At 45.9% G+C, this 22490-nt stretch carries 14 protein-coding genes; 10 read left to right on the forward strand and 4 right to left on the reverse strand.

The genetic code is table 11. The features are described from left to right. Nucleotide 1: 1 nt before the first annotated feature. Genes BMZ72_RS29115 through BMZ72_RS29125 form a run of 3 tightly spaced genes read left to right on the forward strand, consistent with a single transcriptional unit; the run spans nucleotide 2 to nucleotide 6436 of the window. Nucleotides 2–1372 (forward strand): hypothetical protein, encoded by a 1371-nt coding sequence (locus BMZ72_RS29115; protein WP_089813725.1) that lies wholly within the window; start codon nucleotides 2–4, stop codon nucleotides 1370–1372. A 20-nt stretch (nucleotides 1373–1392) separates the two neighbouring features. Next, nucleotides 1393–5499, forward strand: a complete 4107-nt coding sequence (locus tag BMZ72_RS29120; protein WP_089813727.1) for an RHS repeat-associated core domain-containing protein — start codon at nucleotides 1393–1395, stop codon at nucleotides 5497–5499. 10 nt (nucleotides 5500–5509) lie between these two features. After that, nucleotides 5510–6436: a hypothetical protein gene (locus BMZ72_RS29125; RefSeq protein WP_089813729.1), complete on the forward strand. Its 927-nt coding sequence runs from the start codon at nucleotides 5510–5512 to the stop codon at nucleotides 6434–6436. A gap of 148 nt (nucleotides 6437–6584) precedes the next feature. On the opposite strand, the gene BMZ72_RS29130 is transcribed toward BMZ72_RS29125, so the two are convergent. After that, nucleotides 6585–7445 carry a DUF1266 domain-containing protein gene (locus BMZ72_RS29130; RefSeq protein WP_177222964.1) on the reverse strand — a complete coding sequence of 287 codons (861 nt, stop codon included), beginning with the start codon at nucleotides 7443–7445 and terminating at the stop codon, nucleotides 6585–6587. Nucleotides 7446–7793: 348 nt separating this feature from the next. On the opposite strand from BMZ72_RS29130, the gene BMZ72_RS29135 reads away from it, so the two are divergent. Together BMZ72_RS29135 and BMZ72_RS29140 are read left to right on the forward strand one after the other, a co-directional pair. Then, entirely contained in the window at nucleotides 7794–8432 is a 639-nt protein-coding gene (locus tag BMZ72_RS29135) for a redoxin domain-containing protein (protein ID WP_089813733.1), read from the forward strand. An 80-nt stretch (nucleotides 8433–8512) separates the two neighbouring features. Then, nucleotides 8513–8806, forward strand: coding sequence for a hypothetical protein (locus BMZ72_RS29140; protein WP_089813735.1), 294 nt, complete (start codon nucleotides 8513–8515; stop codon nucleotides 8804–8806). Here the strand turns inward: BMZ72_RS29140 and BMZ72_RS29145 are convergent. Beyond that, on the reverse strand, nucleotides 8778–10028 hold the full coding sequence (locus BMZ72_RS29145; protein ID WP_089813737.1) for a DUF6807 domain-containing protein: 1251 nt from the start codon (nucleotides 10026–10028) through the stop codon (nucleotides 8778–8780). The genes BMZ72_RS29140 and BMZ72_RS29145 overlap by 29 nt on opposite strands. Nucleotides 10029–10057: 29 nt before the next feature. Next, the gene (locus BMZ72_RS29150) at nucleotides 10058–11068 is read right to left on the reverse strand and encodes a dipeptide epimerase (RefSeq protein WP_089813739.1); all 1011 of its coding nucleotides are present in this window, start codon (nucleotides 11066–11068) and stop codon (nucleotides 10058–10060) included. 107 nt (nucleotides 11069–11175) lie between these two features. On the opposite strand from BMZ72_RS29150, the gene BMZ72_RS29155 reads away from it, so the two are divergent. From BMZ72_RS29155 to BMZ72_RS29175, 5 genes are all read left to right on the forward strand, one after another. Then, complete coding sequence (locus BMZ72_RS29155) at nucleotides 11176–11781, forward strand: sigma-70 family RNA polymerase sigma factor (protein ID WP_089813741.1); 606 nt, start codon at nucleotides 11176–11178, stop codon at nucleotides 11779–11781. Between the two features lie 56 nt (nucleotides 11782–11837). Beyond that, nucleotides 11838–13031: a FecR family protein gene (locus BMZ72_RS29160; protein WP_089813743.1), complete on the forward strand. Its 1194-nt coding sequence runs from the start codon at nucleotides 11838–11840 to the stop codon at nucleotides 13029–13031. Between the two features lie 324 nt (nucleotides 13032–13355). Further along, nucleotides 13356–16661, forward strand: coding sequence for a SusC/RagA family TonB-linked outer membrane protein (locus BMZ72_RS29165; protein WP_177222965.1), 3306 nt, complete (start codon nucleotides 13356–13358; stop codon nucleotides 16659–16661). A 10-nt stretch (nucleotides 16662–16671) separates the two neighbouring features. Next, complete coding sequence (locus tag BMZ72_RS29170; RefSeq protein WP_089813746.1) at nucleotides 16672–18072, forward strand: RagB/SusD family nutrient uptake outer membrane protein; 1401 nt, start codon at nucleotides 16672–16674, stop codon at nucleotides 18070–18072. 68 nt (nucleotides 18073–18140) lie between these two features. Beyond that, a complete protein-coding gene (locus BMZ72_RS29175) occupies nucleotides 18141–20246 on the forward strand; it encodes a redoxin domain-containing protein (RefSeq protein ID WP_177222966.1) in 2106 nt (701 codons plus the stop codon). Between the two features lie 153 nt (nucleotides 20247–20399). Here the strand turns inward: BMZ72_RS29175 and dnaK are convergent, their stop codons facing one another. Further along, complete coding sequence (dnaK, locus tag BMZ72_RS29180; RefSeq protein ID WP_089813750.1) at nucleotides 20400–22304, reverse strand: molecular chaperone DnaK; 1905 nt, start codon at nucleotides 22302–22304, stop codon at nucleotides 20400–20402. Nucleotides 22305–22490 lie beyond the last annotated feature (186 nt).

Below are 22490 nucleotides of genomic sequence, written 5' to 3' on the forward strand. Positions count from 1 at the left end.
TATGAATGAACACAATCCTATAGCGCAACTGGTCAATAAGATACAGCAGCAATGGCGGGAGAAAACAGCAGGTAAACCATCCCTGCGATTTGTACGGTTCATTATTAAACCGGAAGAAGCACGTGTCTATGAAGGTTTCTGCAAACTGGAATCTTCTGAACACGGAAGTCTGCCGGAAGTGTTTGTTACACACCTCACTTCCTTCGAAGATGAAGATACTTTCAGCGCAGCCCTGATCAGCGACTGGCTGGATACTTACGATAAAAGTACCGAACTGCTGGCACAGGTACAGCAACAAGCTTCTTTTCAATGGGCCCCGGATCCCTACAGAGAAGCATTGAAAAAGCAACAGGGCTTCCAGATGGATGACACCCTGTTATCCCTGCTGCAAAGCTTTAAACAGGCATTACCACAGGAACGGAAAGAGCTGGTACTGGCACTGATCCCCCGGCAGGTCAGCAGTACAAAAGACATGAAGAACTGGATCAGTAACCTGCTTAAAAAAGGAATTCCGGCAGGGGTAAAATTACTGGTTATCGATCACGTGGGTGCTGATCATTTTGCCCTGCAGGACAGGTATTTTCCGGATATGCTCCTGAGCATCCATGTACCGATAGACCTGCACAGTGCCATAAAAAAACTCTCCGCCGCCGGCAATCCAAATGATCCGGAGATCATGCTGCGCAAATGTGTATTTGAAATGGGTGCAGCCATGAAAGATAAGGACGTGCAACGTCTGCATCGCTGGGGACAACAGGCACTGGACTCCACGCAACGCAGCGGGAACAAAGGACTGTTTGCCACCGCGCACATCATGTATGCAGGGATGCTGTTTCACTTTAAAAAAGACCCCAAAATACCCGAACTGCTGGAACGCGGTCAACGCATTTCCAAACAGGGTGTCCAGCAGGGAGACGGAGCCTGTCTGCCGCTGATGGTACAGTTCTACGGCTATCATGGCGCTTATGCACAGATACGCCGCCGCTTCACAGAAGCGATCAACTGGTTTATACAACAGGCCGAACTGGCTGAACAACATAAATTTTCACAACAGGCACTGAATGCCTGGTACCAGGCTGCTGAATTGTGCAGAAGAAAGGACAGCAGCCGTTATTATGATGTACTGGAAAAAGGCTACCTGGCAGGATGGCATCTGCCGGATGACGAGATCACTGCCTCCATCTACATCTATCTGTTGCGGGACTACTATGATTATGCACATGTAAACAGGAAACAAGATATCATAAGGGACATAGACGAAAGAATGGGCCGACTCTTCGGCGAAGACTGGAAAGCCGACGTAGACAATATCCGCAAGAAAAAAGAACCATTGATCCTGCCATTAGAAATGGAAGAACCCGAGGCATTGTAGCCTCTCAAAAATAATTACATATGCTGGTCAGCAATAAACATTTCATACCCGTCATCGGGCTTGATATCCACATTGTTATCCTGCTGGGATTTCCCATTCCACTACCCCACCCCTACATCGGGTTCGTCATCGATCCCATGGACTACATTCCTTTCCTTGGTGCGACCACAAAAGTAAATCATGTACCGCGTGGTGTCAGCGATACCAGTGGTATCATTGTTATCCTCTTTCATATTCCAATGGGTGGTCCCTGGCTGCTGGCGCCCATGATCGGACATGACTCCGTAAACTTCTTTGGCAGTAAAACAGTAAAAGCAGAAGGCAGGCTATTAAGTCCTACCGGACATATGCTGATGACCTGCAACGATATCGGTATTCCGCTGTCCTTACAGCCAGGCAAGAAACTGAAGCCGATCCCCAGCATGTATCTGCCTACTTCATTTTCAATCCCCTTATCCTTCGGGAAACCAGTGATGGTCGGCGGACCATACATCCCTGACTGGGCAGGTGTACTCATGAACCTGATCACTTCCTTCGGATTTGGTGCACTGATGAAAGGTCTGGGGAAATTAGGCAGGAAAGCCGTTACTAAATTCAATCATGCCTTAAAAGGTAAAATAGGTAGTAATAAACTCAGTAAGAATCTCTGTAAAATGGGGTTTGAACCGGTTGACCTGGTACAGGGTATTGTGGTCAATGAAGGCGTGGACTTTGAATTGCCCGGTCCTATTCCATTGAAATGGGAAAGATCCTGGAATAGTGATAGTCCACATAAAGGGCTGCTGGGCCATGCCACACATCTGAGCTATGACATGCGTGTTGAAGAGTTTATACAGGAAGATGCAGCAGTCGTATTACTTGGCGATGGCAGAAGCGCTGTATTCGATCTGCTGATCGCGGTGGGCAACAGCGATTATAACCGCCATGAGCGGCTAACGCTCAAACGGACAGACATTGACGAATACCAGGTATACAATCATGAGAACGGGCTGTATTATACCTTCCGTAAGACACATGAAGGCGCACGCCAGTATCACCTGTCCGCTATCCATAATAAAGCACAGTTTATCATCAGCTTTCATTATAACCATCGGGGAAGTCTTGTACGGGTAATAGACAGCGTCGGCAGACATCTGCACATAAGCAGTGATGCGGAAGGACGTATCATCAGTGTCAGCGTACATCATCAAGGACAGGAAAAACGCCTGGTCTCTTATGCATATAATGAAGAAGGTGATCTGATCGCCGTAACAGACGCACTGGAACAAACCATGCATATTACTTACGCCAATCACCTGATGATTAAAAAGACAGACCGTAACGGACAGTCTTTTTACTGGGCATATGATAAAAAACACCGCTGTATTCATACCTGGGGAGATGGTGGTTTACTGGAAGGCTATATCGAATACTATCCTGAAGATGGTTTTAACATTGTAACGAATTCACTCGATCAGCAAACAACCTATTACTACACGCCTGATCATGTCGTACATCAGATCAAAGACCCATTAGGCTATTCCACTTTCACAGAGTATACGCCTGACTTCGAAATATACAGAGAGATAGATGAAGAAGGTGATATGACAGGATACACCTATGATGAACATGGACGTCTCACAGCGGTCGTTCAACCTGATGCCAGTACTTCCACCTACAGCTATGATGAAAACGGCTATATGGCCGTATCAACAGATGCGCAGGGGAATAGCACTTCTTATGTGTATTATCAGCATAATGGCTTGCTGCACTCGCTGACTTCCGCAGATGGTTCACTGGAACTATTTGAATACAACGAACGGAACCTGCTCAGTAAGGTAACAGACTTCAGGGGCGGCTCTACCTTATTTGCATATGACGAAGATTGTAACCTCACAACGCTTACCTTACCGGAAGGAGGCGCTACCATCTGGGCATATGATGCATGGGGACAGTGTATTAAAACGGTGAATCCTTTAGAACAGGAACAGTTGTTTCGTTATGACAACCTGGGCCGCATAATTGAAGTACTGGCAGCTGACGGCAATCGTACCAATTTACAATACGATGCATACGATGACGTGACCAGATTGACAGACAAACAGCGGGATATCAGGTACACTTATACTCCCCTGGGCAATCTGCAATCAAAAGAGGAAAACAATACCGCCATTCGTTTCATCCATGATACGGAAGACCTGCTCAGCTCCATTGTAAACGAGCATGGAGAGACGTTCCGGTTCAAACGTGATATGCGGGGAGATATTATCGGAGAAACACGTTTTGATGGTCTGAATAAACACTATAAACGTGATGCAACAGGAAAACTGATACATTCCCATTATGACAGCGGAAAACATACCGATTATGAATACAATGCGATCGGCCTGTTGACCCGCATTGAGCAAAGTGATGGCAGTTGGGAGATCTACAGCTACGACCGAAATGGTCATGTTACAGAAGCAACGAACGAAAACAGCACCGTAAAATTTGTAAGAGATGCGCTGGGCAGGATTGTAGAAGAATGGCAGGATGGCCACCAGGTCATGAGTATATATGATAAACAGGGCCGGCGTACTGCCGTGAGCAGTTCTATTGGCGCAGATATCAAAGTACAAAGGGATCAGACGGGCTACCTGACCGGTATACATGCAGAGACAGCTGGTAATATCAATCCCTGGGTTATGCATATCGAGCGTAACCTGATGGGTCTGGAGATTGAAAGGACCCTGCCGGGTGGCGTAAAAAGCAAGCGGTCCTATCATCAGTCCGGATTGATCGCTACACATACCGTAAGCAGCGGCGCAAATATTACCCGTAGCCGGCATTATCGCTGGGATGTGAACGACAGACTTAAAAGTATTGTCAATGCGCTGGAAAGCGGCAACGGCATCAAATACGGGCATGATGATTTTGGCAACCTGGCCTGGGCACAATATGAAGACGGACAGTTTGATTATCGCCTGCCTGATAAGACAGGGAATCTATATAAGAGCACAGAAAGAAAAGACCGCAAATACACCAGCGGTGGTCAACTGAAAGAAACGGCCGATGCCAGGTATTCCTATGACGCAGAAGGGAATCTTACAGAAAAACTGATGCGTGACCTTTCCTTGTGGAAATATGAGTGGTATGGTAATGGCATGTTGAAAAAAGTGATACGTCCTGACCGGCGGGAGGTACAGTTTGAATATGATGCATTGGGAAGAAGAACGGCCAAAATATTCGGACAACAGATCACACGTTGGGTATGGAATGGCGGTAAACCTTTGCACGAATGGCATTATAATGTAGCAGAACGCCCACTGACCGTGATCGATGACACCGGAAATGTGTACAGAGACCCTGAACCGGTGCCTGCGGAAAACCTGACCACATGGGTATTTGACCCGGAATCACATCTGCTGCTGGCAAAGATCTGTAGAGGCGCCAGCTATTCCGTCATCACAGATCATCTAGGTACGCCCTGTCAGGCATATGATGATGAAGGAAACATGGTCTGGTCCTGCGAATTGGATATTTATGGAAAGGTACGTAAGTTAGCAGGGCCTATCGATTTCATACCATTCCGTTATCAGGGACAGTATGAAGATGTAGAAACCGGACTATATTATAACAGATACCGGTATTACAGCCCCGAAGAAGGTATTTATATCAGTCAGGACCCCATAGCGCCGCTGGCTGGTTTACAGTTCTATAGTTATGTCAAAGACCCTAATGCATGGGTTGACCTGCTGGGATTAGTGGCTGGTCCTGCCGGATTGCCAGACTCACCCGGTATTTATATTCTCACCAATGGTAATGTATCTTATGTAGGTAGTTCGGGGATTGGTGAACAGGGTATGAGGTCCCGTATTTCAGATCTTGGGCATTCGAATGCGCAGCGATTGCTTGACATGGATGGTACTAAAGTGCAGTACGTTAAAGTAGACCTTGGAGACTGTACCGACCCCAGCGAACGAAATAACATATTGAGATACTATGAACAGCGGGAGTTTGATAAACAGGCCAAGAATAAACATCTTACCATGCTGAATGACCTTACCAAACGTATACAGGCGCGTAATAAAAAGGTACCAGCGGAAGAACTTATTAAAAAATATAATGTAAAAGCATCTAAACGAAGAGTAACTGTTAAGTGTAAATAATCATCGACACATGCAAAAAAAAGAGAGCATTATTGTAAAAAGTAAAGCTGAATATTTTATTTCGGGAAGAGAGGTCTATTGTATAGGCAGTAAGGAAAAAGCATCGGTCTTTAAAGAAGATGGTGCTACTGTTCTTTCCTGGAATGAGGTACCTGATCCATCTGTTTATGACAAAATTGGTGAATTGAGATTATTGCCTACTAAAGCACAGCTCAGTAAACTTAAGTTTCCGGAATTTGTGAAAGACTTAAAGCAATTACATTTCCTGGAAATACCATTACCATATCTTTCCATAATCAAACAGGAAGATCTTCCTGTGGGCCTAAAAGCACTGATGATTACCAATGATGAAGAACATGGGGAATGGGTTACAAAAAAATTACCATTATGGCCAGATATTGTATTACCAGCACTAAAAGCACTCACATTTTTTAACTCTTTTACATCTAAAGAACTTCCTTCTTTACTGAATATATCCCAGGAGCACTTTCCTGCCCTGGAATACCTTGACTTCCGGATGGACAAAAAAGGAAACATATTGAATGATCTGGCTAAGTTTTCCAGTTTACAGCATCTGGAAGTGGAGTTTGCCTGGAATACAGATCTTATTGCTCACATCAACAGCCCATTAAAAGCGTTATCTATCCTCGGTGCAGAGAAGAATTTCGAGGTGAATGATCTCAGTAAATTACCACAATTGCAGATGGTATGGCTGAACAGTATCAAAGCACCGATTGACTGTACAGTATTTACCACCTTACCGGCGCTACTGGAAGTCAACGTACTCAATTCCAAAAAAATAGAACATCTGGAAGCACTGCTGGACTGCAAAAAACTGAAGAGTTTATTCTTCCTCAATTGCGGTCAGCCGTTTAAGAAGATCAGGGATCAGTTCCTGCCGGAGAATTTTGAACTGTTAGACATCAAATATTCCTGATAGCATACCAGTGCAGGTATATGCCGTCTGCCAGCTATAACGATCCGGCACAACACAATTATATAAAACCGCGATGGCAAGCGATGTATAAATAAAACGCCCGTTGCAGAAAAGCTGCAACGGGCGTTTGCTATAAAGTCAGGTTTAATTATTTCACCGGCATATAGCTATAGATGCTGTACTTTCCTTCCAGCATACCTGCCACTTCTTCTTTAAATCTGGCATTATCAGCCTCTCCGCCACCCCAGAACTCACGTCCGAGCAGGAAGTCATTAAAATAGGCTTTCCAGTCACTATAGCGGGCCTGTGCGACCTGTGGTGCTTTCATCAGCCATGCCATTGCTTCTCCCCTGTTAAAATAACCTGCCTGATAGGCTACACATATATTATTAATATAGCGTGCAAGATCCCATGCCTTGATACCGGCACTGCTGAATGCTGTATAGTGATCTTTAATGAACTGGATACCGCCCAGGTCTTCCTTTGTCAGTTTATATTTATTAAGATCGATCGTACTAAGGTCGGCAGTAGCGCCACCGTTTTCATCCAGGACTTTACGGTATTGGGCATATTGTGCCTGATGACCTTCATCCAGTAACCAGGTCAGGGATTTTTCCAGTCCGGCTACATTGTGAATATCCCAGTACTGCGCCAGTGTGGCTTTTGCATCTTTCTCGCCTGCAGCGTCTCCCGGTTTAAAAGGGAAAATGAAATAACGGCTATAGGCCGCCTGCATTTCTTTTGAGAAATCCGGTGTTCCCGGTTCACTCTTTACAGCTGGCCTGATCAGACCATCGAAGGTATGGGTAGGTCCGCCGTAACCATGCACAAAATAAACACCTGCCAGCATAAACGGATACAGTTCATCATTCTTAATGGTCACTGTTTCTGCAGCGGCTACTGTCTGTTCCTTTTTTTCCTCCTTACCGGCATTACTGCTGTTGCATCCCGCTGTGGTCAGGGCCAGGAAGCTGACAGCAGCGATGATTTTTGTATACATTCCTTTCATGTGGTATTTATTTAATAAACAAAGAAGCATCAAATATAGAACTTTTCAAATTTTATAAAATATCAGCCATGATAATCAACAACTTAATAAATACCCTACAAAACCTGTAGGGTATTAAGAAAATATCACTATATTTGTGTTGTTAATAACAGGCAATCACATAAATAAATCAAGTTTATATGCCTAATGCTATCAAGAGAACGATTGAATGTACAATGACTGTAGCGCTGAACGTCTGTTGCTGCTGTAACTGATTCCCGGCTGGCCTTTTAAACCGGCAACGTTTCTAAAAATCATTACAACCATTCATTAATCACTGTCCACCAACCATCCCTTAAAAATTATTTTATGTCTAACAACATCAACAGATACGCAGATTTCTTCCCCGAATATGAACTTGAGTATGTGAAAAAGTCTTACAAGGACAGAACCCCGATCAGCCCTTTACATGCTGGAGACAGACTGCCTTCTTTTAACATCAACAGAAAAAATATCATTGCCACTTCCGATATATTAAAATCAGTGAATGGTGCACAGCCTGTAGAGCAGTTGCTGGACCGTCCGCTGGTACTTGTTTTTCACTCCATTCACTGGAATGGTTACGGTGAAAAACTGCTGGAAGACCTGAAAGATATCTATGCAGATATCCGCGTAATGGGCGGACAGCTGTTACTGGTAACCGCAGAAGAAAAGAAATACTTTGACTATGCGACAGCTTCATTACAACTGCCTTTCGCCAGCATCTGGGACCAGCAGTTCCAGATAGCACGTAAAGCGGGTAACTATTCTCCTTCTGATCCGATCTGGGACAGATTATCCGGAGTAAACGAAGATGTACCAACACCGGCTGTTTATGTACTGACGCCATCACTGAAAATAGCTTACAGCTCAGTGGACCTGTACATGGAGCAATCACTGAACAAAAGAGAGGTATTATCTGCAGTATATGATGCGAGTCACCAGGACTCACATGGTATTGCGATCTAAAATATTGAGCAAATAAAAAAGCGAAGGCCCGTCCTCTTTACAGAGAAAGGGCCTTCGCTTTTTTATTTGTATCTTGAAGCATGTACACTAACCCGGAACAACCCACGTCTGACGAAAAAGAACCCGCTTCCTGGTCCACCGTTATCTGGATGCTTGTTATCTCCCTGATCGGCTTCGGCTTTGCGATCACCCGTTTTATTCAGTTCACACAACTGGAACATCCTTTAAGAGGCCTCCGCCTGACCCGTATAGAGCTTTATATTTACCGTGCTACCGGACAGTGGGGTGTTGTCATCATTTTCATCATTATGGGCATTTTCGGGCTTTATAATGCCATTAAAGCCTTTAGATCGCTCCGTTCCAGGCAACAGTAACTTCCGGCGGTTTTACATAGTCCTGGTAATAGTTCTCTATTTCTTCCTTGCTGAGATCTTTTATGAAGGTCACTACCCGGTAACGCTGGGCGTAATATCTGCCGTATTGCAGGATCCACTCCTTCATTTTCGTCGGACTGAAATTCATCATGATCTCCCCTCTTTCTGAATTCTCCGGCCATACCCTTAGCGGCTGCGGAGAGTCAAAATTGCCGGGATGATTCATTATGAGGATACCAGCCTGTCCTTTTTCTGTACGTCCGGTTATCTTGACCCAGCGGGCACGTGTACTGTCCGCGTCTTTCCTTGTCTTGCCTTCAGAGGTCAGTACAGCACTCGTAGCTGCGGTCCATGCTTCCATTGTACGCAATCCAAAACCACCGCCATAACGGTATTGGAGTAAAGTAATACCCGCAGGATCCGCACAGTTCAGCGTACTGGCAAAGTCCCATACAAAACGCGAAGTATCTGTTCCGCAGTTAAGGGCTTTTACCACCCATTCCTCATTGATGGCGGTCACTTCCTTCCCGCCTGTAAAAGCAATGTGATCCTGTAAAACAGTAAAACCACAGGCCACCGGGCCCTGTACTCTGCCAGCCACTCCTTTAAAGCGTACCGTACCCTCCTTTTTTTGCAGGTTCCAGAAGTCCGTCTCCTTACCTTTAAAAGAAGTATGTGTCCAGGGATTCCAGATACCTACATGGTGCCAGTGTCCCTGGGGATGGATATTGGTGATGACCTGTCCGTCAGGCGCCCAAAGGGGATGAATAAAGCCGCTACGACGGTATACGGTATCTAATCCGGCCGGAGGCGCTACGATGGCGTAATTGTACTGTAGCAGCTTCCTGCTGCCCTGACGAAGTAAAAAGGCGCCCGCAGTATCCTTTAACTGCATGACATTATCCCTGGCAACAGATGGGCCTTTTACCAGTTCGTATACACGGGTACTGCCTGCCGGCGTAATTCCCTCCATGATCCAGTACAGGTTATCGTTCAGTAGCTGAAAAGGCACAGGGGAACGCTTATTACCACGTATTTCCAATAATTGAAGGGAATCCAGACCAGGCTGGTTGGCATTTTTCAGAGCGGTGTACACAGCGGTATTGAGCCGCCTGGAAGCACCTGCTTTTACGCTGATACGTGCCATGACCTGTGCATGGGTGGACAGGGTTGCAAGCAATAGCAGGAGCGTCAGTGTACGCCACTTACATTCGTTTTTCATAACAGTGATTGTTTGAGGGTAATGGGTTTTTATCTCAATAAGGCGCCGGTACCGGGCCTGTCAGCATATATAATACGGCCGTCTACGATCTTTACACCATCCGCAGTGTCTTCTGCCAGCAAAAGCGGACCATCCATATCAACATAATCCAGATACGGCAACAGGTGCGCTACCGCAGAAGTACCCACCGTACTTTCATTCATACTACCGGTCATGACCTGCATACCCAGTTGTTTGGCTTCCGCGATCATACGACGGGCAGGCGTAATACCACCACATTTGGTGAGTTTGATATTAATGCCGTGAAACAGTCCTTTACACAAGGCGACATCTGCTTCCGTGATACAGCTCTCATCCGCAATAAGCGGTAAGGCTGATTGTTCATACACCCGTTTCATTCCATCGATATCCGCTGCCGGCATGGGTTGTTCGATAAACTCGACACCCAGTGACTTAAACGCGGCTGCATTTCGCAGGGTTTCTTCCACTCCCCAGGCACAATTGGCGTCTACACGAAAGATAGCATTAGTATGCTTCCTCAGTTCTTCAATAATAGCAATATCCTCTTTTGTACCCAGTTTGATCTTATAAATGGGCCAGGGAAACTCTTTCAGTTTGCTGACCATATTCTCCACCGTATCTATACCGATGGTATAATCCGTCATAGGGTTATGAGAGATATCCAGGTCCCACACTTCATACAACTTCTTACCCTGCTTTTTGGCATAAAGATCATGCGCTGCCAGATCGATCGCGCAAAGGGCGAACAGATTGTCTTTAAATAAAGGGAACAGCGTATTCCACAGTTCCTCCGGTGTATCAAGGGTATATCCTTCTATCAGATCTCTGTGTGCATTGATATCTTCCATCAGACGCGGCACCGTCATATTATAGTATGAGTTGTCGGCTGTTTCCCCCAGTCCGCTAAGACCATCCTGCTCCAGTCTGACCACCAGTAATGGCTGTACATCTTTGGATTTACGCGAAATAGTGAATGTATGTTTAAACTTTAGTTCAAATGGGTATAGTGTCAATTGCATACCACAAAATAAAAATAAAGCGTCATAAAAAAAGGGGCTAAAACTTCCCGGACGTTTATTATCATTGTATCAGCTTACGTTTTTCAGGTGTTATATAAAATCGTCATTTGCCGATCAACCAACCATACGACGAGAGAGAGCTGCTTCTACGTCTGGAAGCTGACGACAAATCAGCATTCGACACGATCTATTATCGTTACGAGCAAAAGCTAAAACTATATCTGTCCCCTTTTACGGGAGGGGATAGTAACCTCGTTGACACCGTACTCCAGGACGTGTTTGTAAAGCTGTGGCTGAAAAGGAAAGAGCTCGGCGGAGTAGCAGTATTGGAATATTACCTGCAACGCATGGCCAAAAACAGGCTGCTGGATCACCTGAAGCTCCGCGATATCAGGGAAAAACACGCCAGGACCTATGCCGATCTCCAGACCGATGCGGGAGATCATATCAGCGAACAGCTTCAACTAAAGGAATATCTGAACATCGCCAGAGAGGGCATTGCCCGGCTTCCCTTACGCCGTCGTATCATCTTCTCTATGAATGTATTGGAAGGATGGTCCATCGATGAGATTGCCACTCAGCTACAGGTATCAAAAGATGTGGTTAAAAAACAGCTGCAGCTGGCCAAAACATTCGTCAGAGATTATATATCAAAAAACGGGGATCTTCCCGGTGCTATCTGTCTTGCTATACTGTTGCTGCCAGCTTTTTAATTTTTTTTCGTCCCCCCATCCCTTTTACTTTTCGACATTCGTCTTATATAGTGTATATGATCAACAAATCGGAGATATTAGCCAGATTTGCCCGTAATGAGGTAAGCGCAGAAGAGCGCGCAGCCTTCTATGCATGGTTGCAGACACTTCCACCTGCGGAAGTAGAAGCGCTGATGGATGAATATGGAGAAATGCTTGTCCATATAGATCCGGCGACTGCACCTGCGGATGAAGCCCTTTTAGCTGCTATCCACCGGGAAATATCAACACAGGAAGTGGATCAGCCAACACCGCTGATACGACGTATATACCGGAGCAGATGGAGCCAGGTGGCAGCCGTAGCTCTATTGTTAGGAGCTGGCATCTATTTCTGGAAAGCACGCCAGCCGCAACCGGCAGAGGCCCGGTTGGCAGTGCAAACAACAGATATCGCCCCGGGTAAAGAAGGTGCCTTACTCACACTGGCCGATGGTTCAGTCATTACACTGGATAGTGCGCACATCGGACAGATCACCCAACAGGGTGGCGCTACCGCCAGTATATCAGGTAATAGTCTGGTATACGACAAAAACGGACGGGAGAACGTTTATAATACCATGAGCACGCCGAACGGCAGACAGTTTCAGCTGGTACTGCCGGACGGAACAAAAGTCTGGCTGAATGCAGCCAGTTCTATCCGCTATCCCACCCTGTTTTCAGGGAAGGAACGTCTCGTAATGGTAACAGGAGAAGCCTACTTTGAAGTAGCCGCCAATGCAGATATGCCTTTTCGGGTAAAGGTTAGTGATAAAGCCGAAATAGAAGTGCTTGGTACAAATTTCAATGTGAATGCTTACAATAATGAAGAGACGATCAGTACGACCTTATTAACAGGCTCCGTACGTGTAGTATCAGACAGGAATAAGGGGGTAATTATCAAACCCGGCCAGCAGGCACAGATCGCCAATGCAGCTGCCAGACAGGGCAATCAGCACAATACAGGAATAGAAGTAGTTAATACAGATGTGGAAAAAGCAGTCGCCTGGAAAGATGGTTTATTCAATTTCGACAATGTGCCATTACAGGAAGCTATGCGTCAGTTAGAACGCTGGTATGACATCCGCATCGTATATGAAAAAGACGTACCGGATATTAAGCTCGCAGGAAAAATGACTAAACAGGTAACGCTCAGTGGATTACTGATCGTGCTGGAAGAACTGGGCGTACATTGCAAACTGGAAGCTAATACGCTGACGATAACAGCAAAATGATATGCACCAATTGTCGTAAACAGGCCATCCCTGCAGTGAACAGCGACATAACGGACAATGCCAGAATCAGGATCAAAGCAGGTAGTATACTGACCGCTTTTATATAAACAAGGATCAACCTTTAATAGAAAAACCGTCACGGGGGCAACCGCGACGGTCAGGTATTCAGTTGATTCAAAAAACGGTTCACTAACCACTTTTTTAACAACCAAATCGTTGCAATTTATGCAAAAAAAATGTGTGTTCCGCATACCGCGGAGCTATTGCCCGTCTGCGCGTCCGGGGGGATGGCGGGGTATTAACATCAACCAAATCAGGAGGGTCATGAGATTAACCGGCATGCTGCTTTTTGTAGCTTTTATCACTGCTTATGGGAACGGGGTTGCACAGCGTGTTACTATTTCCGGCAAAGCCTTCACATTAAAACAGGTATTTACCGTCATCGAAAAACAAACAGGGTATGTGGTCCTCACCAACAATGAATTGTCTGCACAAAGCAAGACCTTTTCCGTGTCTGCTACTGACATGCCCCTGAAAACATTTCTTGACAAGCTATCCAGCGATCAGTCACTGAAATACATTATCCAGGATAAGACCATCGTGCTATCCCGCAACACCTCTCCTTCGCCAAACACACCCACAATCATGATCTTAGCGCCGGAGAAACCTTCGCTTTCCGGTCAGTTACTGGATGAGAAAACCAGGGAACCGGTCATCGGTGTAACGATCCGCATGAAACATTCCGGGCAGGGTACTACATCAGATGCATCAGGACGTTTCTTTCTGCGCGATCTCACAGAGGAAGCCGTACTAAGTATCTCTTCAGTCGGTTATGCGCCGCTGGAAGTTCCTTATAAAAAAGTGGCCGCTTTACCGGCGGGAGATACTTATGCAGCGAATGGCATCAGGATCTTCAAACTGAATACAGGCGGTATCATCATCTATCTTGCCAGAAGTACCAGCAACCTGGATGAAAGTGTGGTAGTCGCATATGGCACCACTACACAGCGTTTCAATACCGGCAGTGTGGTAAGTGTGAAGGCAGAAGAAATAGAAAAACAACCTGTCAGCAATGTACTGGCAGCATTGGAAGGGCATGTAGCGGGACTGTTTATTTCTCAGTCCAATGGCGCACCTGGCAGTCAGATGAAAATATCTATCCGTGAGCAACAATCTATCACCAGTGGTAAACTCCCCTTATTTATCATCGATGGTGTCCCTTTTGTAGAAACGCCGATCAACCTGGTGGGTGGTTCTACTTCTCAGGCAAACGGTGCTACAGGATATGTCGATCCGATGAACTCCATCAATCCGGCTGACATCGAAAGCATCTCTGTACTGAAAGATGGCGACGCAACCGCTATCTATGGTTCAAGAGGAGCCAATGGTGTCGTGCTGATCACTACCAAAAAGGGGAAAGCAGGCGATACAAGATTTGATGTGAATGCGTATACCGGCGCGGGCAGGGTAACTAAACTGATGCCAATGATGCATCTGCAGGATTACCTGGCTATGCGGCGTGCAGCATTTGTTAACGATAATGTACAACCTGGTCCATCCAATGCTCCGGACCTTACAGTTTGGGATACGAATCAGGAAACAGATTTTCTGAAAAAATATTTAGGGAATACAGCACATCAGACAGAGGTCACCGGCGCACTTTCGGGTGGTAGCCCTTATCTGCGATATCGTTTTTCAAATACCTGGCGGCATGAGTCGACCGTATTTCCGGGCGACTGGGGCTACAACCGTTATGCATCGCATCTCAGTGTAGATAACACCTCGCGTAATGGTAAGTTTTCTGTAACCGCAACCGCATTGTACACCAAGGAATCCAACAATCAGGCAGCTACAGATCTTACATCCACAGTTGTAAAACTGTCGCCTAACTATCCGCTGTATAACAACGATGGTACATTAAACTGGGCTGGTGGTTTTACCAATCCGGAGTCCTATCTGATACAATCCTCTAAATTCAAATCGGATAACTTACTGGCGAATGCAGCCTTACGTTACACGATCATTCCGGGATTAAATGCAAAGGTCAGCGTAGGTTATAATAAGATCTCACAATCCACCGAAAACTATCAGCCTAAAGCGTCCCTCAACCCTAACAGTGGTTCAGGACAGTCAATGGCCTCCTATTCATCCAACTACATAGAAAGTTATATCGTTGAACCGCAACTGGACTATACAAGAGCGCTGGGACGTGGCCGGTTGAATGTACTGCTGGGTGGCACCTGGCAACAATCCAACTATGCACAGCCTTACTATATCACCGCAAGCGGTTTCTCCAATGACAAACTAATGAGCTCCTGGGTGGCTGCATCTACGATCCTCTTCAAAAGCAGCAGCTTTACAGAATACAAATATGTATCCGCATTTGGCCGTCTGAACTATGTACTGAGCGACCGTTATCTGTTCAACTTCACCGGTCGCAGGGACGGTTCTTCCAGATTCGGTCCGGGACGTCAGTTCGGTAACTTTGGCTCCGTTGGTGCAGGCTGGATATTCAGCAGCGAGCCCTGGATGAAAACATCCCTACCTTGGTTAAGCTATGGTAAGATCAGGGGTAGCTATGGTACCATTGGTAATGACCAGATCCAGGACTATGGTTATCTGTCCACCTATGGCAACACGTTTTATTCCTATAATGGCTCCGGTATCTATCCGGTACGAAGTGCTAATCCGGATTATGGATGGGAATCCAGCAGAAAAGTGGATATCGCACTGGAAACAGGTCTGCTGAAAGATCATATCCTGTTTACAGCTTCCTGGTTCTCCAGCCGTACCGGCAATCAGCTGGTGAATATCCCACTGTCTTCTCAATCTGGTTTCTCTTCTTATACCGGTAATATGCCTGCGCTGTTGCAAAGTTCAGGATGGGAATTCGAACTGAAGACGACCAATATCAATCTGCAGCAATTCTCCTGGAACAGCTCCTTTAACATCACCTTTCCGCGCAATAAGCTGCTCTCATTTCCCGGACTGTCCAGTACCGCGTACGCTTACGTCTTTATTGTCGGAGAACCTATTGGCAATGATAATGGCTTTCATTACACAGGACTGCAGGATGGCATAGCGACCGTGGAAGACCTGAATAAGGATGGTAAGTTCACACAAGGTCTGCATCAGACCATGAATGGAGACTACAATATCATTGCACGCGCCAGCCCTGACTTTTATGGAGGATTCAGTAATACATTCCGGTATGGAAAGTTCCAGCTGGATGTTTTTATGCAGTTCGCCAAACAGACTAAACCTGACTTCCGTAGTGCAACCAGAGGATTCCCTGGCGCACTGGCTAACCAGGACGCAGATATTATTAAGGACGGATTCAAACCAACTGTAACAGTGGGTGGTCCGGCAGCAAATGCATATCAGAATTATTATCTCTATTCTGATGGGGTATATTCAAATGCCGCTTTTATACGACTGAAAAATGTCAATCTCAGCTACGAGTTACCAGCATCATGGGCAGCAGCTGCCAGGCTGAAATCAGCAGGCGCTTTTATCAGGGCGCAGAATCTCTTTACCATCACCAGTTATTTCGGCTTTGATCCTGAGACAGGAGGTTCCGTATTGCCTCCGCTGAAACAGATAGCAGCCGGTATTCATTGCTCACTTTAAACATCCGGGAATGAAAAAACAGCTTTCTATATATACTTACATTTTACTCCTCACCGGAACTGTCATGACCAGTTGTAAAAAACTGATCGAGATAGACGCACCCGCCGATCAGCTGGTGACCAGCAGTGTATTTCTGGATACACTAACAGCAGATGCAGCGATGACAGGCATGTATTCCAGAGCAGCCAATCCTAATCCGGGTACAGATATGGGGACAGCGACCAGTATGTTCAATAGCATGTCTGCCGATGAAACCTACTGCTACATTTATAACTTCTATGATGATTTTACCAATAATGCCCTGACACCACAGATCTATTATGTGGATGCATTATGGGGTACTTTGTACAATAACATCTTCACGGCTAATTCGGTCATCGCAGGACTCAGTGGTTCTCCACTTCCGGAGGGATATAAAACACGTTGTACTGCTGAAGCAAAGTTCATGCGTGCATTGAGTTATTTCTATCTGGTAAATGAGTTTGGCGCAGCCCCATTGGTCATGTCTACAGATGTACACAATACTACCCGGCAGCCACGCGACAGCGCCAATGTTGTATACGATCAGATAGAAAAGGACCTTACTGAAGCAAACCAGGCGCTTCCTGCTACACTGGACCTATATGGCGGTAAAAGGATACGCGCCACTACCTGGGCGGCTACTGCCCTGCTGGCGAGAGTATATCTCTACAGAGGCAAATGGCAGCAGGCGGAAAACATGGCCACTACCGTCATCAATAACCCCGGCTTGTTCCATATGAAAGAAGACCTGAGTCAGGTCTTTCTGGCGAATAATGAAGAAGGTATCCTGCAATTTGTAAATGGGATCACCAGCTCCTGGCTGGCCAACAACTTTGTGCCATTTCCCGCCAGTCCGACGCCAAAATTCGTACTGAAAGATGGATTGTATAATTCCTTCGAAACCGGCGATAAACGTAAAAACAACTGGATCGGCATCAAAACATATGGCGGTGTTGATTACCCGTATCCTGCTAAATACCGGTATATGTCAGGTGTTGGTGCAGTAGAATACATGCAGGTATTGCGTTTATCAGAACAATACCTGATCCGTGCGGAAGCCAGGATGCAACAACAGAAATTTAGCGACGCAGCAGCAGATATCAACATTGTGCGTGCAAGAGCAGGCCTCTCACAAACAACAGCAACAGACGCGTCTTCATTGGCAACTGCCATTGAAAAGGAACGCAGAACAGAATTTTTCTGCGAATGGGGACAACGCTGGCTTGACCTGAAACGCTGGCCGGGTGTAGCGAATCCTGCGATTAAACGTGCAGACGAAGTGTTGTCAGCACTAAAAGGCGATCAGTGGCAGGCAACCGATGCGTTTTACCCTATTCCACAATCACAGATCAATGCCAATTTAAACCTTCATCAAAACCCTGGATACTGATCATTAAAAAAATTCAATTGTTTACCATGCGTTGTCACTTATTCAAACATACACTCCCTCTTATCTCAATGCTGATAGGATCAGCCTCCGTGAAAGCACAGTCAGGAGGAGGTTCATTTATCTTAAAAGGACAGGTAGTAGCCGATAGTTATCCGGCAGTACTCTATCTTGATTATGACCTGAACAGCAAGAACTGGATAAAAGATTCTGTTATTCTGAAAAATGGACATTTCAAATTTAAGGGCAACCTTAAAAGACCGCTGGCCGCCAGACTGATATTCAAAAATCAACCAGGCTACAGGCATTTTTATCTGCAACCGGGTACCATAGAAGTAAATACCACCGGTTCACTGGATAGCGCTATTGTCAGCGGTAGCCCGAATACAGGCATACAGGACAGGTTCTCTGCGTTCCGGGAAAGTTATGCCGGTGTCTTCGCCAGATTACGTAACAGGTCCTTTTTCAACCGGGGTAATCAGGATACCCTGGATGCTGTAAAAGCGGAGACGGCGGTAGCGCAAAAGCAATACGTCAGTGAACTGGCAGATCTGATCAGGGAAAATGCAGATGCTTATGCTTCATGGGATATCGTTTATAACTGCCGTATAGGGATGGACCCGGACTTTATAACACCGCTGTTTGATGCATTGAGTCCGAGACTAAAAAATGCGCCGGAAGGCAAAGAGCTGGCTACGCAGATCGCCAATGTCAGAAAAGTCATGGAGGGTGCTCCGGCGCCTGATTTTACACAGTCAGATGTAAAAGGGAATCAGATCAGCCTGTCTTCTTTCCGTGGTAAATATGTACTGGTAGACTTCTGGGCCAGCTGGTGTGGCGTTTGCCGCATGGAGAACCCGAATGTACTGCGTGCCTATAATGTTTTTAAAGACCGAGGTTTCACCGTACTGGGCGTATCCCTCGACGACTCTACCCAGCACCAGAAATGGCTGAAGGCGATCGAAGAAGATAACATGCCCTGGCAACAGGTATCAGACCTGAAAGGCAGGAATAATATGGCGGCTATACAGTATGGCATCAGGGGGATTCCGCAAAACGTGCTGATAGATCCTAATGGCGTTATAGTAGGCAAGAACCTGCGGGATAAGGAACTGATGAACAAACTGATTGAAATCTTCGATAAGGGCTATAACATGCGTATGGAAGGCGATATCAAAGGCTTTAAGGACAGCATCATTATCTTTACCTATAACAGGGATAATGCACAGATACATGATACGGTTTCCATTCAGAACGGACAGTTCAACTGGCTGGCTTTAATGAAGGAACCACAGGCGGTACAGGCGATCAGTCTGCCCAATCATCACATGCTCCGTTTCTATTCTGATATCGGGTACCTGCAATTCTCTGCAAAAGCCGATTCATTGGCAGCATTTACCCTGAAAGGCTCCGCATTGCAGGATGAAGCGAACTTCTTCAAGGCCTCTGTAAAGACAATCACTGATCAGCAGACAGAAGTAGTAACGAAATATTACGCTGCAAACAGTAAAGAGGCACAGCGTCCTTATAAAGCACAAATGAAGACCTTACAGGATGAATATAACGGTCGTGTCAGGAAATACATTCAGGAGAATTTCTACAGCCTGTATGCGTTGCAGATGGTGAAAGATATGGCGGAAGATCTGACCGGACCGGAATATGGAGAAGTCAATCCGCTCTTTATGCGGTTACCGGAAGTGATTCGCGGAACGCCTACCGGAAAAATGGTAGCTGAAAAGATGCCGGTTATAAAAAGACAGGCTATTGGTGAAGCAGTGACCAATTTCTCTCAGTCTGACAGTACCGGTAAGAACATCTCTATGGCTGATTTCAAAGGCAAATATGTACTGGTGGATTTCTGGGCCAGCTGGTGCGGTCCCTGTCGTGCAGAAAACCCGAACGTATTGAAAGCATACGATGCCTTCAAGGCCAAAGGATTTACCGTAGTAGGCATTTCCCTTGATACGGATGCCTTTAAATGGAAAAAAGCCATCCATGATGATCATATGCCATGGACACAGTTATCTGACCTGAAAGGCTGGAAAAACGAGGTTGCCCAGTATTATGGCGTGCGTGGTATTCCATGGAATATATTGGTAGGCCCGGATGGTAAGATCATTGCTAAAAGCCTGAGAGATGAAGAGCTGATGAACAAGCTATCGGAGATCCTGCATTAATCACCGTTTCTTATATACAGTCATAAACCAACCGTTCAACAGCCGTTTCGCCTTTGGTGGGCGGCTGTTTCTTTTATGAAACGCCTATAATGCAGGAAGCCGTCCACCAAAGGTGAACGGCTTCTCTATCCTAAATATCCCTAAGCTATTTGCTTATTTTACTTCTTCGAATTCAGCATCGGTTACGCCTTCGTTGCCGGCAGCGCTACCCTGTGGCTGACCTTCTGCACCTGCACCACCGTTAGCCTGTGCTTCCTGTGTTGCTTTGTACAGTTCTTCAGAAGCAGCGGTCCATGCGTTGTTCATTTCTGTAACAGCTGCATCTACCTGAGCGACATCACCGCTCTTCTGTGCTTCTTTCAGTTTGTTCAGCGCAGTTTCGATCGTGCTCTTCTTATCCGCAGGGATCTTGTCACCGTATTCTTTCAGCTGTTTTTCAGTCTGGAAGATCAGGCTATCTGCCTGGTTCAGTTTCTCGATCTTTTCGCGTGCTTCTTTATCTGAAGACTCGTTCGCTTTCGCTTCAGCCTTCATTTTTTCGATCTCTTCTTTGCTCAGACCACTACCTGCTTCGATACGGATGTTCTGTGTTTTACCAGTTCCTTTATCTTTTGCAGTTACGTGCAGGATACCATTCGCATCGATATCGAAGATAACTTCTACCTGAGGTACACCGCGTGGTGCTGGTGGGATACCATCCAGGATGAAGCGACCCAGTGTACGGTTCTGGCTTGCTAAAGGACGCTCACCCTGCAGTACGTGGATCTCAACGCTTGGCTGGTTATCAGCAGCAGTAGAGAATGTTTCTGATTTTTTGCTTGGAATTGTTGTGTTAGACTCGATCAGTTTAGTGAACACACCACCCATGGTTTCGATACCCAGAGAAAGCGGGGTAACGTCCAGCAGCAATACGTCTTTTACTTCACCAGTCAGTACACCACCCTGGATAGCAGCACCGATTGCAACTACTTCATCCGGGTTTACACTTCTGTTCGGTTTTTTACCGAAGAATTTTTCTACCACTTCCTGGATCTTAGGGATACGGGTAGAACCACCTACCAGGATCACTTCGTCGATTTCAGAAGGGTTCATGCCAGCGTCTTTCAGCGCTTTACGGCAAGGCTCCAGTGTTCTTTCAACCAGGTTATCTGCCAGTTGTTCGAATTTAGGACGGCTCAGTTTTTTCACCAGGTGTTTAGGCACGCCATCAACAGCGGTGATATAAGGCAGGTTGATTTCAGTTTCCTGAGAAGAAGACAGTTCGATCTTTGCTTTCTCTGCTGCTTCTTTCAGACGCTGCCATGCCATTGGATCTTTGTGCAGGTCAACCGCTTCATCTTTCTTGAATTCTTCAGCCAGCCAGTCCATGATCACTTTATCGAAGTCATCACCACCTAAGTGTGTATCACCATTGGTAGATTTTACTTCAAATACACCATCACCCAGTTCAAGCACGGAGATATCGAATGTACCACCACCTAAGTCGAATACAGCGATCTTGCTGTCAGCATGTTTTTTATCCAGACCGTAAGCCAGTGCCGCAGCAGTTGGCTCGTTAATGATACGGCGTACTGTCAGACCAGCGATCTCACCAGCTTCTTTAGTAGCCTGACGCTGTGCGTCATTGAAGTAAGCAGGTACAGTGATAACCGCTTCTGTTACTTCCTGACCCAGATAATCTTCCGCAGTTTTCTTCATTTTCTGAAGGATCATTGCAGAGATTTCCTGTGGAGTATATAATCTCCCGTCAATATCGATACGTGTAGTGTTGTTTTCGCCACGTGCTACTTTGTAGCTCCAGTGAGGAATTTCATTGGATAATTCGTCAAAATGACGACCCATGAAACGTTTCACTGACATGATAGTGTTTACCGGGTTAGTGATTGCCTGACGTTTTGCAGGATCACCTACCTTTCTTTCACCATTTTTTAAGAAACCCACAACGGAGGGCGTAGTTCTGCGTCCTTCATCATTGGCAATTACTACCGGTTCGTTACCTTCCATAACGGCAACGCATGAGTTGGTAGTACCTAAGTCAATACCTATTATCTTTCCCATAATTATAAATATTCTCGCTTGTAGTTGTAGATAGATTTTTTGTCTCCGAACTAGCAAATGTCAATGATTATGCCAATGGAGCCGTCATGCAATTATGTCAGTTTCCAATGTCAGTTAACCGCCAAATACTGGCAAAAGCGACCAGGCGACTGAACAATTTTCATGAAAAAAGGTTTGTAAGGTAAC

The sequence above is a fragment of the Chitinophaga sp. YR627 genome (genome assembly GCF_900114995.1).
In the GTDB taxonomy this organism is placed as follows: Bacteria; Bacteroidota; Bacteroidia; order Chitinophagales; family Chitinophagaceae; genus Chitinophaga.

Excerpts from the sequence above, each read along its gene's own strand:
- BMZ72_RS29115 (WP_089813725.1), top strand. The coding sequence starts at position 2 with ATGAATGAACACAATCCTATAGCGCAACTGGTCAATAAGATACAGCAG.
- BMZ72_RS29120 (WP_089813727.1), top strand. The coding sequence starts at position 1,393 with ATGCTGGTCAGCAATAAACATTTCATACCCGTCATCGGGCTTGATATC.
- BMZ72_RS29125 (WP_089813729.1), top strand. The coding sequence starts at position 5,510 with ATGCAAAAAAAAGAGAGCATTATTGTAAAAAGTAAAGCTGAATATTTT.
- BMZ72_RS29130 (WP_177222964.1), bottom strand. The coding sequence starts at position 7,445 with ATGAAAGGAATGTATACAAAAATCATCGCTGCTGTCAGCTTCCTGGCC.
- BMZ72_RS29135 (WP_089813733.1), top strand. The coding sequence starts at position 7,794 with ATGTCTAACAACATCAACAGATACGCAGATTTCTTCCCCGAATATGAA.
- BMZ72_RS29140 (WP_089813735.1), top strand. The coding sequence starts at position 8,513 with ATGTACACTAACCCGGAACAACCCACGTCTGACGAAAAAGAACCCGCT.
- BMZ72_RS29145 (WP_089813737.1), bottom strand. The coding sequence starts at position 10,028 with ATGAAAAACGAATGTAAGTGGCGTACACTGACGCTCCTGCTATTGCTT.
- BMZ72_RS29150 (WP_089813739.1), bottom strand. The coding sequence starts at position 11,068 with ATGCAATTGACACTATACCCATTTGAACTAAAGTTTAAACATACATTC.
- BMZ72_RS29160 (WP_089813743.1), top strand. The coding sequence starts at position 11,838 with ATGATCAACAAATCGGAGATATTAGCCAGATTTGCCCGTAATGAGGTA.
- BMZ72_RS29165 (WP_177222965.1), top strand. The coding sequence starts at position 13,356 with ATGAGATTAACCGGCATGCTGCTTTTTGTAGCTTTTATCACTGCTTAT.
- BMZ72_RS29170 (WP_089813746.1), top strand. The coding sequence starts at position 16,672 with ATGAAAAAACAGCTTTCTATATATACTTACATTTTACTCCTCACCGGA.
- BMZ72_RS29175 (WP_177222966.1), top strand. The coding sequence starts at position 18,141 with ATGCTGATAGGATCAGCCTCCGTGAAAGCACAGTCAGGAGGAGGTTCA.
- dnaK (WP_089813750.1), bottom strand. The coding sequence starts at position 22,304 with ATGGGAAAGATAATAGGTATTGACTTAGGTACTACCAACTCATGCGTT.